The 22818-nt window shown below is 71.4% G+C and carries 18 protein-coding genes; 16 read left to right on the top strand and 2 right to left on the bottom strand.

Translation table 11 applies throughout. The features are described 5' to 3' along the window. Positions 1-199: 199 nt before the first annotated feature. From M3Q23_15165 to M3Q23_15155, 3 genes are read left to right on the top strand one after another with little or no spacing between them, the layout of a single operon-like run. Positions 200-706, top strand: coding sequence for a (2Fe-2S)-binding protein (locus M3Q23_15165; GenBank protein MDP9343399.1), 507 nt, complete (start codon positions 200-202; stop codon positions 704-706). Positions 707-731: 25 nt separating this feature from the next. After that, positions 732-3101, top strand: a complete 2370-nt coding sequence (locus M3Q23_15160; GenBank protein MDP9343398.1) for a xanthine dehydrogenase family protein molybdopterin-binding subunit — start codon at positions 732-734, stop codon at positions 3099-3101. Next, complete coding sequence (locus M3Q23_15155; protein ID MDP9343397.1) at positions 3098-3928, top strand: xanthine dehydrogenase family protein subunit M; 831 nt, start codon at positions 3098-3100, stop codon at positions 3926-3928. The genes M3Q23_15160 and M3Q23_15155 overlap by 4 nt, the downstream gene beginning before the upstream one ends. Before the next feature lie 25 nt (positions 3929-3953). Here the strand turns inward: M3Q23_15155 and M3Q23_15150 are convergent, their stop codons facing one another. Further along, on the bottom strand, positions 3954-6746 hold the full coding sequence (locus M3Q23_15150) for a tetratricopeptide repeat protein (protein MDP9343396.1): 2793 nt from the start codon (positions 6744-6746) through the stop codon (positions 3954-3956). Between the two features lie 188 nt (positions 6747-6934). Further along, positions 6935-7216, bottom strand: coding sequence for a hypothetical protein (locus M3Q23_15145; GenBank protein MDP9343395.1), 282 nt, complete (start codon positions 7214-7216; stop codon positions 6935-6937). A gap of 175 nt (positions 7217-7391) precedes the next feature. Between M3Q23_15145 and M3Q23_15140 the strand changes: the two genes are divergently transcribed. The 13 genes from M3Q23_15140 (at position 7392) to M3Q23_15080 (ending at position 22814) form a co-directional block, all read left to right on the top strand. Further along, positions 7392-8279: a MoxR family ATPase gene (locus M3Q23_15140; protein ID MDP9343394.1), complete on the top strand. Its 888-nt coding sequence runs from the start codon at positions 7392-7394 to the stop codon at positions 8277-8279. Next, positions 8276-9457, top strand: coding sequence for a VWA domain-containing protein (locus tag M3Q23_15135; GenBank protein MDP9343393.1), 1182 nt, complete (start codon positions 8276-8278; stop codon positions 9455-9457). Before M3Q23_15140 ends, M3Q23_15135 begins: the two co-directional genes overlap by 4 nt. 91 nt (positions 9458-9548) lie before the next feature. After that, a complete protein-coding gene (locus M3Q23_15130; protein MDP9343392.1) occupies positions 9549-9977 on the top strand; it encodes a nucleoside deaminase in 429 nt (142 codons plus the stop codon). A gap of 243 nt (positions 9978-10220) precedes the next feature. Continuing rightward, positions 10221-11687 (top strand): cytosine permease, encoded by a 1467-nt coding sequence (locus M3Q23_15125; GenBank protein ID MDP9343391.1) that lies wholly within the window; start codon positions 10221-10223, stop codon positions 11685-11687. 103 nt (positions 11688-11790) lie between these two features. Next, positions 11791-13638 carry a PEP-utilizing enzyme gene (locus M3Q23_15120; protein MDP9343390.1) on the top strand — a complete coding sequence of 616 codons (1848 nt, stop codon included), beginning with the start codon at positions 11791-11793 and terminating at the stop codon, positions 13636-13638. Between the two features lie 13 nt (positions 13639-13651). Further along, entirely contained in the window at positions 13652-14809 is a 1158-nt protein-coding gene (locus M3Q23_15115) for a phenylphosphate synthase subunit beta (protein ID MDP9343389.1), read from the top strand. Next, a complete protein-coding gene (locus tag M3Q23_15110; GenBank protein ID MDP9343388.1) occupies positions 14806-15672 on the top strand; it encodes a xanthine dehydrogenase family protein subunit M in 867 nt (288 codons plus the stop codon). Before M3Q23_15115 ends, M3Q23_15110 begins: the two co-directional genes overlap by 4 nt. Continuing rightward, a complete protein-coding gene (locus M3Q23_15105) occupies positions 15669-16145 on the top strand; it encodes a (2Fe-2S)-binding protein (GenBank protein ID MDP9343387.1) in 477 nt (158 codons plus the stop codon). Before M3Q23_15110 ends, M3Q23_15105 begins: the two co-directional genes overlap by 4 nt. Further along, on the top strand, positions 16142-18529 hold the full coding sequence (locus M3Q23_15100; GenBank protein MDP9343386.1) for a xanthine dehydrogenase family protein molybdopterin-binding subunit: 2388 nt from the start codon (positions 16142-16144) through the stop codon (positions 18527-18529). The genes M3Q23_15105 and M3Q23_15100 overlap by 4 nt, the downstream gene beginning before the upstream one ends. Beyond that, positions 18526-19023, top strand: coding sequence for an SRPBCC domain-containing protein (locus tag M3Q23_15095; GenBank protein MDP9343385.1), 498 nt, complete (start codon positions 18526-18528; stop codon positions 19021-19023). Before M3Q23_15100 ends, M3Q23_15095 begins: the two co-directional genes overlap by 4 nt. Beyond that, on the top strand, positions 18989-21430 hold the full coding sequence (locus M3Q23_15090) for a xanthine dehydrogenase family protein molybdopterin-binding subunit (GenBank protein ID MDP9343384.1): 2442 nt from the start codon (positions 18989-18991) through the stop codon (positions 21428-21430). Before M3Q23_15095 ends, M3Q23_15090 begins: the two co-directional genes overlap by 35 nt. Continuing rightward, positions 21427-22323, top strand: coding sequence for a xanthine dehydrogenase family protein subunit M (locus M3Q23_15085; protein MDP9343383.1), 897 nt, complete (start codon positions 21427-21429; stop codon positions 22321-22323). Before M3Q23_15090 ends, M3Q23_15085 begins: the two co-directional genes overlap by 4 nt. After that, the gene (locus M3Q23_15080) at positions 22320-22814 is read left to right on the top strand and encodes a (2Fe-2S)-binding protein (GenBank protein ID MDP9343382.1); all 495 of its coding nucleotides are present in this window, start codon (positions 22320-22322) and stop codon (positions 22812-22814) included. The genes M3Q23_15085 and M3Q23_15080 overlap by 4 nt, the downstream gene beginning before the upstream one ends. The last annotated feature ends 4 nt before the right edge of the window (positions 22815-22818 follow it).

Below are 22818 nucleotides of genomic sequence, written 5' to 3'. Positions count from 1 at the left end.
GCCCGATGCGGGTTCCGGAGAAGCCCGGTCGTACCGCTCGAGGAGGAGCGGCCCGGCGCGATTATCCGGCGACAGGGAGGAACGGGGCAAGTCAGGCACCCTGCGGGCGGCCGACGGCCGCCGAGCGCCCGGATTTCACCTCCGCCGGCCTCCGGGCATACGATCCCCGCATCCATCGGGTGAGTGGAAAGGAGACCCTATGACACGCGTCGGGGTCACGGTGAACGGGACCCACCACGAAGCCGAGGTGGAACCCCGGACGCTGCTCGTCTATTTCCTGCGGGAGAACCTCGGGCTGACCGGCACCAACGTGGGGTGCGACACGTCGTCGTGCGGCTCCTGCACGGTCCTGCTCGACGGCGAGTCGGTGAAGTCGTGCACGATGCTCGCGGTGCAGGCCGACGGCCGGGAGGTCACCACCATCGAGGGGCTGGCCCGGGACGGCGAGCTGCACCCGCTCCAGCAGGCGTTCCACGAGCACCACGGCCTCCAGTGCGGCTTCTGCACGCCGGGGATGATCCTGGCCGCCGCGAGCCTCATCGAGGAGGCGTCGGGGCCCCTCAGCGAGCAGGACGTGCGGCACGGGCTGGAGGGAAACCTGTGCCGGTGCACCGGCTACCAGAACATCGTGAAGGCGGTGATGGCCGCGTCCGAGCAGATGCACCAGACCGCGGCCCCCGCTCCGGCCCCAGCCTCAGCCTCGTAGGCCCGATCCCAGAGGAGGCGAACCCATGGCGCAAGTCGCTCACCGCGTGATCGGGACCGAGGTCCTCCGCAAGGAGGACCCCGAGCTGATCACCGGACAGGCCCGGTACACCGAGGACCTCGCCGCCCCCGGGATGCTGTGGATGAAGGTGGTCCGGAGCCCGTTCGCCCACGCGAAGATCAACGGGGTCGACCTGTCGAAGGCGCGGGAGGCCCCAGGTGTGGTGGCGGCCTTCTCCGGCCAGGACCTGGCCGCGGACTGGACCGGGCCGCTGCTGATGGCGTGGGCGGTCACCGAGGACATCAACAACCCGCCGCACTGGCCCCTGGCCCAGGACAAGGTCCGCCACCAGGGCGATGGCGTGGCGGTGGTGATCGCGGAGACGCGGGCGGCCGCGGAGGACGCCGCGGAGCTGGTGGAGGTCGACTACGAGCCGCTGCCGGTGGTGGTCGACGCGGAGCAGGCCCTGGCCGACGGCGCGCCCCTCGTCCACGAGGACTTCGGCACGAACCGCTGCTACACGTGGACGCTTTCCAACGGCGACGTGGAGAAGGTGTTCGCCGAGGCGCCCGTGGTGGTGAAGGAGCGCTACGTCATCCAGCGCCAGATCCCCACGGCCATCGAGCCCCGCGCGGTGCTGGCGCAGCCCAACCCGGCCATGGGCACCTACACGCTGTGGTCGGCCACCCAGATCCCGCACATCGTGAAGGTGGCCATGGCCCTGTCCACGGGGATCCCGGAATCGCGGATCCGCGTCATCGCTCCCAACGTGGGCGGTGGGTTCGGCTCCAAGCTCCAGGTCTACGCGGAGGAGGCCCTCGCGCTGGTCCTGGCCAAGCGGCTGGAGCGTCCCGTGAAGTGGGTGGAGGACCGTTCGGAGAACTACCTGGCCACGCACCACGGCCGGGACCAGGTCCAGCAGATGGAGCTCGCGGCCGGCGAGGACGGGAGGATCCGTGGGTACCGGGCCCGGATCCTGACCAACATGGGCGGCTATCTCATGATCATCACGCCGGGGACGCCGCTGCTCGGGGCATTCCTGTACTGCGGTGCGTACGGCGGCGAGGCGTACCACGTGGAGTTCACCGGCGTGTTCACCAACACCACGCCGACCGATGCGTACCGCGGTGCGGGCCGGCCCGAGGCCACCTACGCCATCGAGCGAGCCATCGAAGCCCTGGCCCGGAAGGTCGGCAAGGACCCCCTGGAGATCCGCCGGATGAACTTCATCCCGGCCTTCAGCGAGCCGACACCGTCCCCGGGCGGGCTCTCCCTCGACTCCGGCGACTACGAGGCCACGCTGGACAAGGCGCTCGAGCTGTTCGGCTACGACGACTTCCGCAGGGAGCAGGCGGGGCGGCGGGAGCGGGACGATCCGAAGCAGCTGGGGGTGGGGTTCTCCACCTACCTCGAGATGTGCGGGCTGGCGCCGTCGCGGGTCCTGAGCTCGCTGCGCTACGCCGCGGGAGGGTGGGACGCCGCGTCCATCCGGGTCCTCCCCACCGGGAAGGTCGTCGCCGCCATCGGGACCACACCGCATGGCCAGGGCCACGTCACCACGTTCGCCCAGATCATCGCGGAGGACCTCGGCGTGTCCACCGACGACGTGGAGATCCGGGCCGGCGACACCGAGCTGTCGCCGCTCGGCATGGACACCTACGGGAGCCGGAGCCTGGCCGTGGGAGGGGTGGCCGTGCACCGGGCCGCCCTGAAGATCGTGGAGAAGGCCAGGAAGATCGCGGCCCACGAGCTGGAGGTGTCCGAGGAGGACCTGGACTACGAGGCCGGCACGTTCACGGTGAAGGGAGCGCCGGACAAGGCCAAGACCATCCCCGAGTTGGCGTTCGGCGCGTGGACAGCCCACAACCTCCCCGACGGCGTGGACCCCAACCTGGAGGGACAGTCCGTGTACGACCCGGGCAACTTCGTGTTCCCGTACGGCGCCCACATCTGCGGCGTGGAGGTCGACACCGAGACCGGCCAGGTGGACGTGGTCAAGTACGTGGCCGTGGACGACGTCGGCACCGTGATCAACCCGCAGATCGTTGACGGCCAGGTGGTGGGCGGGGTGGTGCAGGGCATCGCCGAGGCGCTGTTCGAGGAAGCCATCTACGACGACAACGGGACCCTCATGACCAGCTCGCTGGCGAACTACGAGGTCCCCGCGGCCACCGAGGCCCCGCCGATCGTGGTGGGGCGGCTGGAGACCCCGTCCACCTCGAACGAGCTGGGCGTGAAGGGGGTCGGCGAGACCGGCACCATCGCCTCGCCGCCCGCCGTGATCAACGCGGTGGTCGACGCCCTGTCGCACCTCGGGATCACCGAGATGGGAAGGCCGGCCACCCCCGAACGGGTGTGGAGAGCCATCCAGGAGGCGAAGGGGGGCGCGAAGTGATACCCGCACCGTTCGAGTACGAGCGCGCCTCCTCCGTCGATGAGGCCATCCAGATGGTGGGCGGGAACGAGGAAGCGAAGCTCCTGGCCGGAGGCCACTCGCTCCTCCCGTTGATGAAGCTCCGGCTGGCCCGCCCGTCGCTGCTGGTCGACATCGGGCGGCTGTCCGATCTCTCCTACGTTCGCGAGGACGGCGACCACGTCGCCATCGGCGCCCTGACCCGCCACCACGACGTGCACGCCAGCCCGGTGCTGGACGAGCACTGCCCGCTGGTGTCGTACACGGCCGGGCTGATCGGCGATCCGCAGGTCCGGCACCTGGGAACGATCGGCGGGTCGGTGGCCCACGGCGATCCGGCCTCGGACATGCCGACGGTGCTGCTGGCCCTGGACGCGGAGATGGTGGCGCAGGGCCCGGACGGGACCCGCACCATCGCGGCGAAGGACTTCTTCCCCGGGCTGTTCGAGACGGCCCTGGAGCCGACCGAGGTCCTCACCGAGGTCCGCGTGCCCAAGCTGGCCGGCACCGGGTGGTCCTACCAGAAGTTCCATCGCCGGGCCCAGGACTGGGCCATCGTCGGCGTGGCCGCGGTCACCCGCAACGGCGACGCCGCCATCGCGTACACGAACATGGCCGAGCGGCCGCTGCGAGCATCAGCGGTCGAGCAGGCCCTGGCCGGAGGGGCCGACCCCGCGGACGCCGCGACGCACGCCGCCGAGGGCACCAATCCCCCGAGCGACACGTTCGCCACCGCCGAGTACCGCCAGGCCCTGGCCGAGGTCCTGGTCCGCCGAGCCCTGGAGGAGGCCCGCGGCCGAGGATCCTGATCCGAGGAGCCTGATCCGACAGCGGTCAGCCTGACCCCTCGCCGGCGCCGAGGCGGGCGGCAAGCTCCGTACGCGACCTGACCCCGAGCTTCCGGTAGATTTTGGAGAGATTCCACTGCACGGTGTTCACGCTCATGAACAGGGCGGCGGCCACCTCCTGATTGGTGTTGCCCTGGGCCACCAGCGACGCGACACGCTCTTCGGTTGCGGTCAAGGCGAACCGGTCGGGCGTCGTGACGCCGACCCGCCGGGCCTCCCGGCCCGCTCGCTCCGCCCACGGCTCGGCACCCAGCCGGCGGAAGATCTCCAGGGCCCGCTCGAACGACTCGCGGGCCTCACGCTTGCGCTTGGCCCGGCGCTGCACCCGCCCCTGGGCGAACCAGGTCCGGGCCAGGGCGAAGGGCTCCGGGACCCCGGCATGGTGCTCCAGCGCCCGGGCCAGCGCCTCCAGCGCGCCGTCGAGGTCCCCGGAGGCCGCCAGGAGCAACCCCCGGCAGCGGGCCCCCGTGGCCAGGGCCCACCCCCGGTCCAGCCTCCTGGCACGCTCCTCGAACGGGTCCAGGAGCGCCGTCGCCGCCTCCAGGTCGCCCAGCGCCACCAGGGCCTCCACCTCGTCCGGAATGAAACGGAACACCCCGGGCTCCTCAATGCCCATCCCGGCCACCATGTCCGCGGCCCGCCCCAGGTGGTGGTGGGCCCCGGCCGGGTTCCCCATGAACAGGTCGAGGAACCCCAGGACCGAGAGGTTCTGGATCTGGGTGGTCGGTGAGCCCACCCGCTCCGCGAGCTGGACCCCTTGCATCGCGGCCGACCGCGCCTGCTCCACGCGGCCTCGGAGCGCGTCGACGAGCGCGTTGGCGTACAGGGCCATGCTTCGGTAGAAGTCCAGCCCGGTCTGGAGCGCCGCATCCAGGCTGGCTCGCGCGTGCCGCTCGGCCACGTCCCAGTTCCCCGCCCAGCACTCCAGCTCGGCCAGGTGGTAGAGCAGCATCGGGATGGGATGCTCCTGGCCCCGTTCCTGCGACTGCTCGAGCAGGCCGAGGAAGGCCGATCGCGCGGTGTCGAACCGCTCCGTGTACACGAGCAGCTGGGCCCGCGTGTACGAGGGCAGGACGTTCAGCATCCGCAGCTCCCCGGTCTGCCCCTCCAGGGCGATCCCCCGCTCGAGGAGCTCCCATCCCGGGCCCCTCCCCCGGATGAAGTCCAGGTACACGACGAACTGGAGCGCCTCGGCGATGACGGCGGGGTCGCCCCCCTGCTCGGCCAGATCGAGTGCGGATCGGGCGTGCCGCTCGGCGCCCGTCAGATCGCCCAGGAACAGCTCGGCGTAGGCGAGGCCCTGCTCGATCGAGCCCCGCAGGGCCGGATACGGTCCCGCCTCGTCGCGGGCCCGGAGGAACAACGGGATCGCCGTCGTCCAGCCCTCCTCCTCCGCCCGGACCGAGGCCAGCCGCCGGAGCGCGAGGGCCGTGAACGGTCCCGGCGACGCCCGGTCCACCTCCGTCTCCAGCAGGGCTCGGGCCCGCGCGGTCTCGCCGGCCGCAGCGTAATGGTTCGCGGCGCGCAAGCTTCGTTCGCCCAGCTCGTCGGCCCGATCGGCGGGGGTCAGTCGCATGGCCATCTCGGACAGCTCCCCGGCGGCGTCGGGGGCTCCACGAGCGCGGGCCCGCTGGGCCGCCTCGTCCAGCGCGGTCGCAACGTGCTCGTTCGGACCGTCGGCTCCCAGGGCCAGATGCCGCGCCCGCTCCTCGGGATCGGTCAACACGCCCGCGAGGCGTTGGTGGAGGAGCCGGCGCTGCCCGGACGTTGCCTCGGAGAAGATCACCGACCCGAACAGTGGATGGGTGAACCGGACCTGGCCCTCGTCGATCTCGACGACACCCGCCTCCACGCCTGCCGCGAGGGCGTCGTCGGCCCCGCCGCCGATCGCCTCCTGCACCAGGTCGATCGTGGGCGAGTACACGGCGGCCGCCACCAGCAGCGCCTCCCGGCTGCCGGCAGGGAGTGCCGCCACGCGCCGGCGAACCAGATCTCGCAGGCCCTGCGGCACCGGCAGGAGCTGGCCCATGGCCGGCTTGTCCCCTCGCAGCGACGCGCGAGCGATCTCGATGGCGAAGAAGGGATTCCCGCCCGACATCTCGTGCAGCCGGACCAGGGTGGGCCGGAGGAACCCTGCCCCCAACCTGGCTCGCAGCAGGCTGCCCAGCGCGTCGACGGTAAGGGGGCCGACGTCGAGCCGCCGGAATCGGCTCTCCACCACGAAATGATCCAGGCCGAACGGCACGCTCGTCTCGTCCCCGGCCCGGATGGTCGCCAGCACGCCCACCGGCTCGGTCTCCAGGCGGCGGAGGGCGAACTCGAGCACCCGCGAGGTGGGTGCATCCAGCCACTGCACGTCGTCCAGGGCCAGGATCACCGGCGAGGCGCGGCTGAGGGTTCGCAGCAGCTCCAGCACCGCGAGGGAGACCGCACGGTTGTCCGGCGGGGCGCCCTCTGGCTCGGCACGAAGGAGGGCGACGTCCAGGGCCCTGGCCTGGGGTTCGGGCAGGGACACCTCCGTCTCGTCGATGGTGCCGCCGAACAGGTCCCCCAGCGAGGCGAACGAGAGCCTGGTCTCGGACTCCACCGGCCGGCAGGTCAGCACCCGGAAGGAGCGGAGGCGGGCATCTTCCACCCCCACCTTCCACAGGGTGGTCTTCCCGACGCCCGCGTCACCCTCCAGCAAGAGGGCCGCGGGACCCTCGCGGACGTCGCCCAGGAAGCCCTTCACGACCGAGAGCTCCGCCTCCCGCCCGAACACATCGACCCCAAGGGACATCGACGCTTCCGGGAAGCCTGCCCCGGGATGGGTTGCCTGGCAAGCGGCACGCTGTGGGCACGCCCAGAAACCCGGGACGGGAAACATCGGCGAGACCCCCGGCTACTCGCACCGGGGGTCTCGCGTCGATCGTCCTGTTGAACGGTCCCGGACTGCGTGATGGGACCGGCCTGCGTGTCCCCGAGCCCTCAGGCCCCGAAGTCCGTCACGCCGGGGACGAAGGGGTCCGCCTGTCCCGAGGAAGCGAAGGACGGGAAGTCCGTGACGCCGGGGATGAACGGGTTCGCTGCCGATCCCGGAGCGGTGATCGCGGCCTCGTCCGCCCGGGTCGTCGAAGGAGCGGTCCACCGACCCACCAGCACCCCTATCACGAGGGTCGCGGCGAGCATCACCGACAGCACGATCATCCCGAGCGGGGAGAGGGTGATCCCCCTCCTCGGAAGCGTCTGCACCTCTGCGTTGACGTCCATGGCGTCCTCCTTTCCTCGCGGCTTCTCCGCCTTCCGTCGAGGGCCACGCTAGGCGGCGGGGGCCCCGGAGGAACCACTGGAATCTGTGGATCGGCCGCCCCCTGACCTGCGGATGTGGAGGCCGCGGGAGGCCGATCCGAATGCCTGGGCAAACCCGGGGCGGTAACCTCCCCGTGTGAGTCGCCTTCCGTTCGCGTCGGCCGGAGAGCTCCAGAGCGCCCTCCGGGGGCACTCGTACCTGGCCGACCGCGGGCTGGCCACGGCCATCTACCTCGCGGTTTCCCTGGACAAGCCCCTGCTGCTGGAGGGTGAGGCCGGGGTGGGGAAGACGGAGGTGGCCAAGGTCCTGGCCGAGCTGCTGGGCCGCAACCTGATCCGCCTCCAGTGCTACGAAGGCATCGACGCCAACCAGGCCCTGTACGAGTGGAACTACTCGCGCCAGCTCATCGCGGTCCGGGCGGCCCAGACCGGCGAGGAGGGACCGACCGTCCACGACCTGTTCGGCCCAGAGTTCCTGGTGGAACGGCCGCTGCTGGCCGCCATCCGGGAGGGGTCCGGCGCGGTGCTGCTGGTGGATGAGCTGGACCGGGCCGACGACGAGTTCGAGGCCTTCCTGCTGGAGGTGCTCTCGGAGTTCGCCGTCACCATCCCCGAGATCGGGCAGGTGGCCGCCCTGGAGCCCCCGGCGGTGGTGGTGACGTCGAACCGGACCCGCGAGCTGCACGATGCCCTGAAGCGGCGCTGCCTGTACCACTGGATCGACCATCCGGCCATCGAGCGGGAGGTGGAGATCGTTCGTATCCGGGCGCCCGAGGTCTCCGACCGCCTGGCCCGGCAGGTAGCCCAGGCCGTGGCTAGGCTGCGAGGCCTCGACGTGGCCAAGCGCCCCGGTGTGGCCGAGACCATCGACTGGGCCCACGCCCTGGCGTTCCTGGGAGTCGAGGCGCTGGACGAAGACGCGGCCGAGGCTACCCTCGGCGCCGTGCTGAAGGACCACGAGGACCTCGAGCTGGCCCGGACCCGAATCGGGGACCTGGTGGGCGAGGCCGCGCCGGAGCGATGACCGCCGGCAGGACCAGCGCCGGACCGGGCACGCCGGCAGGACCGCTGGACCGGCTGGTCGGCTTCGGGGTGTACCTGCGCCGGCTGGGTCTGCCGGTGGAGACGCGAAGAGTCCTCACGTTCTGCCGGGCCGCGGCCGCCCTGGACCCCTTCGACCGGGAGGACCTGTACTGGGCCGGGCGGGCCTCGCTGATCGCCCGCCGGGAGGACATCGAGCCCTTCGACCGCGCCTTCGACGCCTACTTCGGCGACCAAGTGGTCGGGGAGCGGCGGGTGGTCGTGCCCGACGCCTCGCGCGGTCCGCAGGAAGAGCGCGAGGAGCCGCCGGGTGTTCGTGGCGAGCCCACCATGGTGGCGTCGAGGTGGAGCGGCGCGGCCGAAGGGGAGGACACGGAGGGCGAGTCGGCGCTGCGCATCGTGGCCAGCCAGGCGGAGGTCCTCCGGAACCGATCGTTCGCCGACCTGACGGAGGAGGAACGGCACGCCACGGCCGCCCTCATCCGCAGCCTGAAGGTGCAGACGCCGCGCCGGCCCGTCCGGCGCCACCGCGCGGCGCCCAAGGGCGCCCGGTTCGACCTTCCCAGGACGCTCCGCCGGTCCCTGCGCACGGAAGGGGAGCCGTTTCGCCGGGCGTGGCGGGACCGCACCACGCGGCTTCGGCCCCTGGTCCTGCTCCTCGACGTGAGCGGGTCCATGGGTCCGTACGCCCGGGCACTCCTCCAGTTCGCCTACGCCGCCATGGCCGCGGGCGGCAAGGTCGAGGTGTTCTGCTTCGGAACCCGACTCACCCGGGTCAGCCGGATCCTGCGGACCCGTGATCCCGACCGCGCGCTCCGCGAGATCGGACGCCAGGTGGAGGACTGGGAGGGCGGGACCCGCATCGGCGAGTCGCTGAAGGCGCTGCTCGACCGGTGGAGCCAGCGCACGGCGCTGCGCGGGGCGGTGGTGGTGCTGTGCTCGGACGGGCTGGAGCGGGGCGACCCCGAGCTGCTGGCCCAGCAGATGGCCCGGCTGGGCCGCCTGGCGCACAAGCTGGTGTGGGTCAATCCGCTGAAAGGGAGCCCGGCCTACGAGCCCCTGGCGCGGGGCATGGCCGCGGCTCTCCCGCACGTCGACGTGTTCCTGCCCGGCCACAACCTGGAGAGCCTCGCCTCGCTCGGCCTCATCCTGTCCAGATAGGCCGCTTGACCTGGCGGCGGCCCGGTCGCATGCTCGGCCGCGCGCGAGCAACGGGGGAGGTGGCGCATTGGCCCGGCTGGACGACGAGGCGATGCTCCGGGTGGCGATCGAGGAGGCCAGGGCGGGCCTGGCCGAGGGCGGCATCCCCATCGGCGGGGCCCTGTTCGACGCGGAGGGAAACCTCCTGGGGCGCGGCCACAACCGGCGGGTCCAGCAGGGCGATCCGTCCGTCCACGGGGAGACCGACGCGTTCCGCAACGCCGGCCGGCAGCGCAGCTATCGCGGCACGACCATGGTGACGACGCTCTCGCCGTGCTGGTACTGCAGCGGGCTGGTCCGCCAGTTCGGGATCTCCCGGCTGGTGATGGGGGAGTCGGTGAACTTCGTGGGGGGTCACGACTGGCTGCGGGAGAACGGCGTGGAGGTCGTCGACCTCGACAACGCAGAGTGCATCCAGATGCTGGGCGAGTTCATCGAGGCCCGTCCGGAGATCTGGTACGAGGACATCGGTGTCGACTGAGCCCGTTCCAACCGAGGCCATCCTTGACCGCTCCGAGTGGCATGTGATATATCGCGCCGCGGTGGGGGTTACGGTTCCTCCTCGAGGGCGATGGCGGGCGTCCGGGCGCGGGCCGGCCGGGGGAACGGCTGTCGCGCCGCCTGCCCGGACCGCGCCGGGGCCTCCGGCGAAAGGGGGCTGATCCGAGCGGGATGACGTGGAGCGGTCGAAGCCGTCGGAACCACGGGGGAAAGGGGGAACCGCATGGCAGTTGACGAGATCGCTGCCGGCACTGGGCCCACCAGGGAAGGTGAGTTCAGCGTCGAGCAGCGGGGCATCCAGCCCGTACCCGAGGCCAGCCGGTACGGGAGAGTGTTCCGGTTGTTCACGGTGTGGTTCGCGCCACAGATCTCGCCGCCACCGTTCTTCATCGGGGCGCTGGCCGCGGCGGAATTCATCGGGCTGGGGTTCTGGCCGGCGTTCTTCGCCATCATCGTCGGGAACGTCGTCGGGACATTGCCGGTGGCCGTCCTCGCGACGTGGGGACCCCAGACCGGGATGGCCCAGATGCCGCTGTCGCGGGGCGCGTTCGGCCGCGGGATCGCCCTCCCGGGGATCGTGAACTGGGGCGCCACGATCGGGTGGCAGGCCTTCAACAACGTGTTCGGCGCCACCGCCGTTCACCTGCTCCTGCACGTCCCCTTCTGGTTGGCCCTGCTCTTCATCTTCGCGGGGCAGGCCCTCCTGTCCATCCTGGGGTATGAGGCCGTCCACACCTTCGAGAAGTGGATGACCTACGTGCTGGGCGCGGTGTTCCTGGTCCTGACCCTCAAGATCCTCCTGTTCCACGGGACGATCGGGGGGCTCACGTCGACGGTGCACGGCGCCGACCTGGTCGGCAGCTTCGTGCTCATGGTGGTGATCGTCGGAAGCTACGTCTATGGCTGGGCCCCGTACGCCGCGGACTACAGCCGATACCTCCCGGCGAACTCTCCCAAGCGGCAGGTGTTCTGGTACACGTTCCTGGGGATGGCCGTCGGATCGGCCTGGATGGAGGTCCTGGGGCTGGCCGTGGCGGCGAAGATCCTGGCCCTGGGCACGATCGGGACCGCGGTCGCCATCCGCGACTTCATCGGCTCCGGCCTGGGCCAGATCGCCCTGATCGCGATCTACCTGGGGACCGTCGCGGTCAACGCCCTGAACGACTACACGGGGTCGTTGTCGCTCCAGGCGGCCGGGATCCGCATCCGCCGACCCGTCGCCGCGTTCGTCACCGGGGCGGCCTCGTTCGCGCTGTCGCTGTGGTACCTGTACGGAAGCGCGTCCCTGCCGGACAAGGCGGAGAACTTCCTGCTGTTCATCGTGTACTGGATCTCGCCGTGGCTGGGTGTCGTGGCCGTGGACTGGATCCGCCGGCGCGGGCGAATCGACACCGGCCGGCTCATGAACCTGAAGACCCTCCACAGCGGGGCTCCCGCGGTGATCGCGTTCGTGGTGGGCTTCTTCGCCTCGGTTCCCTTCTCGAACACGACGGCGGGGTTCAACTTCGTCACCAGCCACCCGGGGTTCGCGCACTACATCGGGTGGTTCCCGTACCACGGCCTGCACGGTGCCGACCTCGGCTTCCTGGTGGGGTTCGTGGTTGCCGCGGTGATCTACGCGCTGCTCGACAGAAGGAGCTCGGCGGAGGACCTGTACCTCCCGTCGAGCGCCATGGCGGCGACGGGATAGGAGGGAGCGGCCGGCGGGCCGCTGTGGAAAGCCGGAGCGGGCGCTCCTGTCGGGGGCGCCCGCTCTCGCTGGCGGAGCGCGGAGGTTGGAAGTGGCCGAGGTGATGCAGAGGACGGACCGGTTCCCCAGTCCCTTCGAGCTGGAGGTCCCGCCGGGGGCCGAGGGGTGGGAGCGCCTGTATCCCTACTACTACCTGTTCCGCGACGAGGACCGGGAGGTCGAGGACGGCAAGTTCTGGTTCTTCGACGGGATGCACAATCCCGAGCCCATCTACCCGTTCGACTCCATCATGAACGAGAACTGGTGGGTGGCCCTGAACCAGTACACGACGCGGGTGTGGGTGGTGCCGCCGGCCCTCGGGATCGACCACCGCGTGGTGAACGGGTATCTCTACATCTCGCCCAACACCATCACCGACCCCGCCGTGATCGAGGCCAGGGTCGCGGAGTTCACCGAGCGGGCCGGCTACTACTACGACCACTGGGACGAGCTGTACGACAACTGGATACGCAAGGCCGACGACGTGATCCAGCGGCTGAAGGACCTGAAGTTCGAGGACCTCCCGGAGCGCGAGCCGATGGAGACCATCACCAGCGGGCGGGGCGTCATGTCCAGCTTCGACCTGATGAAGGACTACAGCGCGCTGCTCGACAACATGCACGAGATCGGCTACCTGCACTTCGAGATGCTGGGGCTGGGGTACGGGGCGTACCTCACGTTCAAGGGGTTCTGTGACCAGGCCTTCCCGGGGATCTCCGACCAGACCATCGCGCAGATGGTGGCCGGCATCGACATCCTGTTCTTCCGCCCGGACGACGAGGTGCGCCGGCTGGCCCAGCTGGCCATCGAGTCCCAGCTGGCCGGCGTGTTCAAGCGGGACGACCTCACCCCGGACCAGATGCTCTCGGAGGTGGCCGCGCGGCCCCACGGCGCGAGCTGGCTGGCGGCGTTCGAGGCGGCCAAGGAGCCGTGGTTCTGGCTGGCCACCGGGCCGGGGTACTGCCACCAGCACAGGGCGTGGGTGGACGACCTCACGGTTCCGTTCCAGGCCATGCGGGGCTACATCGAGAAGCTGGAGGCGGGCCAGGACATCCACCGGCCCCTCGAGCACATCCTGGCGGAGCGGGACCGGCTGACCTCGGAGTACCGGGAGCTGCTGCCGACCCCGGAGGACCAGAAGACCTTCGACGACCTGGTCCAGCTGGCTCGCAAGGTCTATCCCTTCGTCGAGAACCACAACTTCTACGTGGAGCACTGGCACCACTCGATGTTCTGGAACAAGGTCCGCGACCTCGGGCGGATCTTCGTGAACCACGGGTTCTTCGGCGAGGCCGACGACATCTTCTACCTGCACCGATACGAGGTGTACGACGCGCTCTACGACCTGCTGGCGGAGTGGGCCACCCAGACGCCGGCCCGGGGACGCAGCCACTGGCCGCCGGAGATCGCCGACCGCAAGCGCATCATCGAGGCGTTGCGCAAGTGGCAGCCGCCGCCCGCCCTGGGGACGCCGCCCGAGGCCGTGAACGAGCCGTTCACCATCATGCTGTGGGGCATCACCACGGACACGGTCAAGACGTGGCTGAAGGTGCTGGGTGGCGGGGGCGGGGACGGCGAGGGCGGGGAGTCCAACGAGCTGCACGGGTTCGCCGCGGCGCCCGGCGTGGCGGAGGGCCCGGCCCGGGTCATCACCGCCGTGGATCAGCTTCCGGAGGTCCAGCCCGGCGAGATCCTGGTGTGCCCGATCACGGCGCCCTCGTGGGCCCCCGTGTTCTCCCGGATCAAGGCCGCCGTCTCCGACATCGGCGGGATCATGGCCCACGCCGCCATCGTGTCCCGCGAGTACGGCCTGCCCGCCGTGGTGGGAACCGGCTTCGCCACGAAGCGGATCAAGAACGGGCAGCGGATCCGCGTGGACGGCGACAACGGGGTCGTTACCATCCTGGACTGAGGGGCTCGCTTCGATGCCTGGTGACACGCCGTTCGTGAAGTGGTTCGAGGACGTCGACGCGTCGGCCACGCACGTCGTCGGCGGGAAGTGCGCCAGCCTGGGTGAGCTCCGCAAGGCCGGCGTGAACGTGCCCGCGGGGTTCGCCGTCACCACCCACGCGCACCTCGAGTTCCTGGAGCGGGCGGGGCTGACGGAGCGACTGGCCAAGATCGTCGCGGGGGTGGATCCGCAGGACGTGGCCGCCGTCGCCTCGGCCAGCGAGGAGCTCCGGGGCCTGGTGGAGTCCGTCCCCGCGCCTCTCGAGATCGAGGACGCCATCCGGGAGGCCCACGCCGCGCTGGAGGAGCGATGCGGCGGCGGGCCGCTCCCGGTGGCCGTGCGCTCCAGCGCCACGGCGGAGGACCACTACACGGCCAGCTTCGCCGGGCAGCTCGAGACGTACCTGTGGGTGCAGGGGATCGACGACGTGCTGCGCGACGTGGTCCGGTGCTGGTCCGGGCTGTTCACGCCGCACGCCATCACCTACCGGTCGCAGTTCGGGTTCGCCGACGAGCAGGTCCTGGTGAGCGTGGGAATCCAGCAGATGGTGGACGCGCGGGCGGCGGGCGTGCTGTTCACGCTGAATCCCACCAACGGCGACCGGTCGAAGGTCATGATCGAATCGTGCTGGGGGCTGGGCGAGGGGATCGTGAAGGGCGAAGTGAACCCGGACCGGTTCCTGGTGGACAAGGTGACCCTGTCCGTGCTGAAGCGCACCGTGTCGGCCAAGGAGCGCGAATATCGCTTCGACCCATCCCTGGGAGTGGTGGCCGCGGCGCCCGTCGACGACGATCGGCGCTCCGCTCCGTCGGTCTCGGACCAGGAGGTCCTGGAGCTGGCCCGCACCGGCAAGGACATCGAGCGCCACTACGGCGCGCCGCAGGACGTGGAGTGGGCCTTCGGCCGGAGCGCGGGGTCTTCGGGAGCCGGGCGCGAGAGCGAGGGGCTGTTCATCCTCCAGTCCAGGGCCGAGACGGTGTGGAGCCGCCGGCCTCGCGCCTCGGTCTTCAAGCCGGGAGCCAGCGCGTTGGAGCACGTGGTGGACCGATTCGTGGGCGCCCCGGGGGACTCGGGCCCGGAGAACGCGTCGCCGGGGGGCCCGGCGCCCGGGGAGCCGGCGCCGCAGCCATGAAGCCGGCCCCGTTCGAGTACGTGGTGGCGGGGTCGCCGGCGGAAGCGGTGTCCGCGCTGGCCTCGTACGAGGGCGACGCACGGATCCTGGCCGGGGGCCAGAGCCTGGTGCCGATGCTGAACATGCGCCTGCTCCGCCCGGCGGCGGTGGTCGACGTCAACCGGATCGAGGGCCTGGGCGAGGTCCGCGCCGGGGGAGGCCAGGTCCGGATCGGGGCCCTGGCCCGCTACGCGACCCTCGAGTTCTCCCCGGTCGTCAACCAGCTCTTGCCGCTCCTGGCCGAAGCCGTCCTGTTCGTCGGGGACCGGCAGGTCCGGAACCGCGGCACCATGGGGGGCAGCCTGGCCCAGGCCGATCCGAGCGGAGAGATGCCGCTGGTGGCGCTGGCCCTGGGGGCCACCGTCACCGTGCTGGGGCCGGGAGGAGAGCGCGCGGTCCCCGCGGCGGATCTGTTCCTGGGCCCCTATCAGACCTCGCTGGAGCCGGAGGAGATGATCACGGAGGCGGCCTTCCCGGTCGGTGCGGGCTCGGTGAGCGCGCTGGTCGAGCACGTCCGCCGCCACGGCGACTTCGCCGTGCTGGCGGTGGCCGCGGTGGGGGAGCCCGGCGGCGAGGGCCGGTGGCGGTCCGTGCGGCTGGCCCTGGCTGGCGTGGGCCCGCACGCGTTCGTGGCCGAGGAGGCCTCTGCGATGCTGTCCGGCACGGCGCTGGAGCCGGAGGCCGTCCGGGCGGCGGGGGAGGCCTGCGCCAGGGCCGCCGACCCTTCCTCGGACGTCCGAGCGTCGGCGGAGTACCGGCGGCACCTCGTTCCGCTCTACGTGGAACGGGTCCTCGACCGGCTGCGGGAGAGGCGGGCCGCGTGAAGACGCGCCTGACCGTGAACGGCGAGGCCGTGGAGCGTGACGTCGAGCCACGCCGGCTCCTGGTCGACTTCCTTCGGCACGACCTCGGCCTGCACGGCACGCACGTGGGGTGCGAGCAGGGCGTGTGCGGGATGTGCACGGTGCTGTTCGACGGCGAGCCCATCAAGAGCTGCCTGATGCTGGCGCCACAGGCGGACGGCCACGAGGTCACCACGGTCGAGTCGCTGGCGCCGGGCGACCGTCTGCACCCGCTCCAGGAAGCGTTCCGGCGGGAGCACGGGCTCCAGTGCGGCTACTGCACGCCCGCGTTCCTGCTCACCGCGCTGGCCATCGAGGGGCGGGGGCAGCGCCTGGAGGGCGCGGACCTGCGAGCGGAGCTCGCGGGGACGCTCTGCCGGTGCACCGGCTACCAGCACATCGTGGCGGCGGTGGAGCGCTACTTCCGGGAACGGGCGGAGGTGGAGGCACGGTGAGCCGCACGCTGGAAGCGCCCGAGCGGCAGGCCGCCGGCTGGATCGGGGCCAGCGCGCCCCGGGCGGAGGACGAGCGGCTCCTCCGGGGCCTGGGCCGGTTCGTGGACGACGTGGAGCTGCCGGGGATGCTCCACATGGCGGTGGGTCGCTGCCCGTACCCTCACGCCCGCATCACCGAGATCGACGTCCGCGAGGCGGCCGAGCTGCCCGGCGTGAAGGCCATCATGCTGGGCGACGAGGTCCTGCGGCGCACCGAGCCCATCACGGTCCTGCGTCCGCTCCCGGACGTCCCGGCCGTGCCCTTCCATGCCATGGCCAGGGACCGCGCCCTGTTCGAGGGACAGCCGGTGGTGTCGGTGGTCGCCACCGACCGGTACGTGGCGGAGGACGCCCTTGGCGCGATCGTCGTGGACTACGATCCGCTGCCGCACGTGGTCGACGTCGAGCAGGCGTTGGAGCCGGATGCGCCGGTGCTGCACCCCGAGCTCGGCACGAACCTCCTGGTGGCGAACCCCAGGGGGAGGGGCGACGTCGAGGCGGCCTTCGCCCGGGCCGAGGTGGTGGTCGGGGACCGGTTCGCCATCGGGCGCGTCACCGGGCTGCCGATGGAGGGCCGCGCGGTGGTGGCTCGCTACACGCCGGGCGTCCGGGCGCTCGACGTGTGGTCGTCCACCCAGCTCCCCCACCTGGTCCGGATGCAGCTGGCGCATTCGCTGCGGATGCCCGAGACGACCATCCGGATCATGGCCTACGACCTCGGTGGGGCCTTCGGGCTGAAGCTCGGCCTGTACCCGGAGGAGATCCTGGCCTGCCTGCACTCCATCGACCTGGGCCGCCCGGTGAAGTGGATCGAGGACCGCAACGAGCACTTCCGCTCCACCACGCACGGGCGGCAGGCGGTGCACCGGATCGAGCTCGCCGCCACCCGCGACGGGGAGATCGTGGGGATGCGCAACACGTACCTCGTGGACGCGGGCGCGTTCAACTCCCCCTTCGGCCCGCCCATGCTGTCGAGCCTCATGTTCACGGGGCCCTACCGCGTGCCCGACGGCTCCGTGGAGCGGCGAGTGGTCCTCACGAACAAGACCCCGGTGGGTGCGTACCGTGGCTACGGCCAGCCCGAGTCGAACCTGGTGCGCGAGGTGCTGGTGGACCGGCTGGCCCGCGAGGTCGGTCTGGACCCGGTGGAGGTTCGCCGTCGGAACCTGTTGCATCCGGGGGACCTGCCCTGGAAGAGCGTGGGCGGCGCGAACTACGACAGCGGCGACTATCCGGCGGCGCTGGAGCTGGCGCTGGCCAGGATCGGCTACCAGGAGTTCCGTGCGAGGCAGCCCTCGCTGAAGGCCGAGGGACACCACCCGGGCATCGGCGTGGCGTGTTTCGTGGAGATGACCGGGTACCCGGGCTCGTCGTTCCTGGGCAAGCACCGGGCCCGGTACGGAGCGTTCGAGAGCGTGACCATCCGGCTCAACCGGGCGGGGGGCGCCGACCTGTACACGGGCGTCTCGCCGTTCGGACAGGGAACCGAGACCTCGTTCGCCCAGGTCGCGGCCCACGCCATCGGGATCTCGCCGTCGGACGTCGTGGTGCACGCCGGGGATACCTTGGGAACGCCGTACAACACCGGGAGCTTCGCCAGCCGCACCACCATCGCCGGGGCGGGAGCCATCGCCGCGGCGGCGCGGGACATCCGGGGGAAGGCCATCCGGGTCGCCGCGCACCTGCTGGGGGTGGACTCGGTTCGGCTCGACGTCGAGGAAGGGGTGGTCCGCGCCACCGACGACCCCGTGGTCCGGATCACCCTGGGCGAGGTGGCGACGGAGGCCTTCTTCGGGCACCGGCTCCCGGAAGGAGAGGATCCCGGGATCGAGTCCACCGCCTACTTCGATCCGCCGGCGAACACGTTCGGGTACGGGACCGCCGCGGCGATCGTCGAGGTCGATCCGCGAACGGGCGAGTTCACGGTGGAGCGGTTCGTCCTGGCGCACGACTGCGGCACCCGGGTGAACCCCAAGCTCGTGGACGGGCAGCTCCACGGCGGGCTGGCCCAGGGCTTCGGGGCGGGGTTCTTCGAGGAGCTGGTGTACGACCCGGACACCGGCCAGCTGCTGAACGGCACCATGGTGGACTACCTCATGCCGACGGCGGCCGACCTCCCGGAGTTCGAGCTGGAGCATCTCGAGGTCCCGTCGGCGGTCACCCCGTTCGGCGTGCGCGGGGTGGGAGAGGCCGGGACCATCCCGCCGGCCGCCGCGGTGGTGAACGCGGTGTGCGACGCGCTGCGACCGCTCGACGTCCGGATCAGCCGGCTGCCGGTGACGGCGGAGGCGGTGTGGCGAGCCATCGCGGAGGCGCGATCGCGTGCGGCGGGGAGGAACGGATGAGGGTGGAGCAGACGTTCACGGTCCCGGAGGCCCGCGAACGCGTGTGGCGGTTCTTCGAGACGGAGGTGGAGCGGGTCACGCGATGCATCCCCGGCGTGGAGTCGTTCGAGGACCTCGGGGAGGACCGGTACCGGGTCCGGATCACGCAGAAGGTGGGCTCGATCGGCGCGACGTTCGACCTGAAGGCGCGGCTCGACCGGAAGGACCCCATGAACGCGTTCGAGTTCTCGGCCGTGGGTCGAAGCGTCAAGGGGGCGGCCGGCGACATGCGATCGAAGAACCGCTTGAACCTGGCGGAGGCCGAGGGCGGCAGGACGACGCTGACCGTCACGTCCGACGTGGCCCTGGGCGGCATGCTGGGCTCGCTGGGGTATCGGGTGGTCGTGTCGAAGACGAGGGACGTCACGGACCAGTTCGTGCACAACGTCACCGAGTCCATGCGGGAATGGTCCTCCCAAGATGACGGAGGTTCCGGGGAAGAGGCCGCGCCATGAGGTCCTGCCCGTGGCGGTGACCTACCGGACCGTCGGCAGGCCCGTTCCACGCGTCGACGCGGCCGCCAAGGTCACCGGCGCGGCGCTGTACGGCGTGGACGTTCGCTTTCCGGGAATGTTGCACGGCAAGGTTCTTCGGGCGGGCGTGCCCCACGCCCGGATCACGGGCCTGGACGTATCGGGGGCGTGGGAGGTCACGGGTGTCCGCGCCGTGATCACCGGACGGGACCACCAGCGGCTGCACGGCCCGATGGTCAGGGACCAGCCGGCGCTGGCGGTGGACCGGGTGCGCTATGCGGGAGAGATCGTGGCCGCGGTGGCGGCCGACACCGAGGACGCGGCGTCCGAGGCCGTCGAGCGGATCTTGGTGGAATACGAGGACCTTCCGGTCGTCGACTCCATCGACGAAGCGCTGGCCGAGGGCGCCCCGCTGCTGCACGACGACCACACGTCCTACCAGCGAGGCGACGTCCCGGGGATGCGGCTGGCCGGCCTGCCCGGCACCAACGTCCCGTACCACTTCAAGCTCCGCCGGGGCGACGTGGAGAAGGCATTCGCGGAAGCGGACGTGGTGGTCGAGGACACCTACTCGACGCAGTTCGTCCAGTACTGTCACCTGGAGCCGCACGTCACCGTGGCGCAGCTCGACGGGATGGGGGTCCTCACCATGTGGGCCAGCACCATGGGCCCCCATACGCTGCGGAGCATGATGGCCGACTTCCTGGACATGCCCCTGTCGAACGTCCGCGTGATCACGAACATGGTGGGCGGGGCGTACGGCGGCAAGATGTACCTGCGCGCCATCAACCCGGTGGCGGCGCTGCTGGCGCGGGCCGTTCCGGGGCGCGCCGTGCGGGTGGCGTTCGACCGGCAGGAGGAGTTCACCGTGTCGCCGGGGCGGCTGCCGGCCCGCGTCCGCATTCGCACGGCTGCGCGCGAGGACGGCACGCTGGTGGCCCGGCAGTCCGAGATCCACTGGAACAAGGGCGCCTACGTGGACCTCGGGGCGATGGTGTGTCGCAACGCCGGCTACGCGTCCATGGGCCCGTACCGCATCCCGAACGCGCGGATCGATGGGTATCTCGTGTACACGAACCGCCAGCCGGGCGGCGCCTTCCGGGCCCTGGGCATCCCGCAGATGGCGTGGGCCGGCGAGCAACAGCTCGATCGGGTGGCTCGCGAGCTGGGCATGTCGCCCGTCGAGCTTAGGCTGAAGAACCTGCTGGAGGACGGGGACGTCAGCGTGACTGGCGAGCGGATGCGGACCGTAGGCGCGCGGGCCTGCCTGGAGGCGGTGGTCCGGGCCCTCGAGGAGAAGCCGCCGGCGGACCCGGGGTCGCCGGCCGGGAAGGTCGGGCGAGGCGTGGCGGTGGTGCTGAAGTCCACGCTCACGCCGACCGCGACGTTCGGCACCGTGCGGTTGAACGCCGACGGCAGCGTCGACGTGATCACGGCTGCGGTGGAGCATGGGCAGGGCGTGCTGACGGTGTTGTCGCAGATGGCCTCCGAGGAGCTCTCCGTTCCGATGGAGCGGGTTCGGTGCGTCCTGCCGGACACCGCGGTCTCCCCTTTCGACCGCTCCTCCTCGTCGTCGAGGACGGTGTTCACCATGGGCAACGCCGTCCGCAACGCCGCCGGCGAGGTCCGGCGGCAGCTCCTGGACATGGCGGCCCAGGTCCTCGAGGCGTCTGCCGACGACCTGGACATGGAAGACGGCCGCGTGGCGGTGCGGGGCGCCCCGGATCGGTCCCTGGCTTACTCCGAGGTGATCCAGAAGTTCTACAAGGGCCCCGGGAACGTGGTGGGCCAGGGCTCCTACGCCACCCGGGACATCTACGACTCCATGGACCCCGACACCGGCCAGTCCGCCCGGCCCAGCGCCTTCTGGATGTACGCGGCGTCCGCGGCGGAGGTCGAGGTGGACGAGGAGACCGGTCAGGTCGACGTGCGTCGCCTGGCCACGGCGGTGGACGCGGGCAAGGCCATCAACCCGGCCGGGTGTGTGCAGCAGATCGCCGGGTCCGCCGTGATGGGCCTCGGCATGGCCCTGATGGAGGAGGTCGTGTTCGAGGAGGGTCGCGTGCTGAACCCCACGTTCCTCGACTACAAGGTCCCCACGACGGTGGACCTGCCGGAGATGCACAACCTGGTGGTGGAGACGGCGCACGAGGACGGGCCGTACGGCGCCCGGGGGGTGGGGGAGCCCGGCGTGGCCCCGGTCCCGGCGGCCATCGGGAACGCGATCCTCGACGCGACCGGCGTGCAGATGAAGAGCCTGCCGCTTCGGGCAGAGAACGTGCTCCGAGCCCTGAGGGAGTCTCGGGGCGAGGCGGCGGACGTGGCTGGGGGCGATGGTCCGCGGCCCGGTGCTCCGGACGACGGCCCGCGGCGCGGGGGAGGGCCGTGAACCTCAAGCCGTTCGAGTACGTCGAGGCCAAGTCCGTGGAGGACGCGCTGGAGGCGCTGTCCGCGTACGGCGACGGGGCCCGCGTCATCGCCGGCGGGACCGTCGTCGTCCCGCTGATGAAGATGCGGATGGTCCAGCCGGAAGCCCTGGTCAGCCTGTCGTCCGTCGAGGGCCTGGCCGGCGTCCGTGCCGAGGGTTCGGCGCTTTCGGTCGGGGCCCTGGCCACCCACCGGGCCGTCTCCATGTCCGCGGCGGTCCACGATCACGCGCCGCTGCTGGCCCGGGCCTGCGGCCGCGTGGCCAGCCCGGTCATCCGGAGCATGGGCACGCTGGGGGGCAACCTCTGCCACGGGGAGTCGGCTTCCGACCCGCCGTCGGCCCTCCTCGCGCTGGGCGGGTCGATCCGGCTTCGCGGTCCCGCCGGCGAGCGCGTCGTCCCCGTCGAGGAGTTCTTCCTGGGCTTCTACGAGACCGCGATCGGCCCGGAGGAGGTGCTCACCCACGTCGAGGTGCGGCGTCAGCCGCCGGGCGCCCGGTGGCGATACCTGAAGTGGACCCCGCGGGCCCGCGAGGACAAGCCGCTGGTCGGCCTGGCGGCCCTCCTGGAGATGGAGGACGGGACGTGCCGGCGGGCCAGCCTGGCTGTGGGCGGCGTGGCCGACCGTCCGGTTCGACTGGACCGGGCCTCGGCTGCGCTGTCCGGCCGGCGGGTCGACGAACCCGCCATCGCGGAGGCGGCCGAGGCGGCTGCCGCCGAGGCCGAGCCCATCGACGACCTCCAGGCGAGTGCCGGCTACCGCCGGGACATGCTCCGGGTGTGGGTGGCGCGGACCCTCCGCGACATGGCCGAGGACCAGGCGGAGGAGCCAACGAGGCTCGAGGAGTCAGCGTGAGGAGGACCATCGCCCTCCACGTGAACGGCCGCCCGGAGGAGGTGGAGATCCAGTCCCACTGGACCCTCGTCCAGCTCCTGCGGGAGGGCCTCCAGATGCTGGGGACGGAGGAAGGGTGCGGCGAGGGCTCGTGCGGGTCCTGCACGGTGATGGTGGACGGCGAGCTGGTCCGCTCGTGCCTGTACCTGGCGGTTCGCGCCGAGGGCCGGAACGTCCAGACGGTGGAGGGGCTGGCCCACGACGGGGAGCTCGACCCTCTGCAGCGTGCGTTCGTGCAGCACGGGGCCGTCCAGTGCGGGTTCTGCACCCCGGGGTTCCTGATGTCGGCGGAGGCGCTGCTGCGCGACCACCCCGACCCCACGGACCAGGAGATCCGCGAGTACCTGTCGGGGAACTTCTGCCGGTGCGGCGGGTACACGCTGATCCTTGCGGCGGTGAGGGACGCCGCCGCCACCGCAGGTGCCGCCGGAGGTGCCGCCGCTGAAGGATGACGTC

The organism is Actinomycetota bacterium (genome assembly GCA_030774015.1).
Classification (GTDB): domain Bacteria; phylum Actinomycetota; class UBA4738; order UBA4738; family JACQTL01; genus JALYLZ01.
The sequence above is the reverse complement of the archived record's forward strand: the minus strand, read 5'-3'. Positions and strand labels throughout refer to the sequence as shown.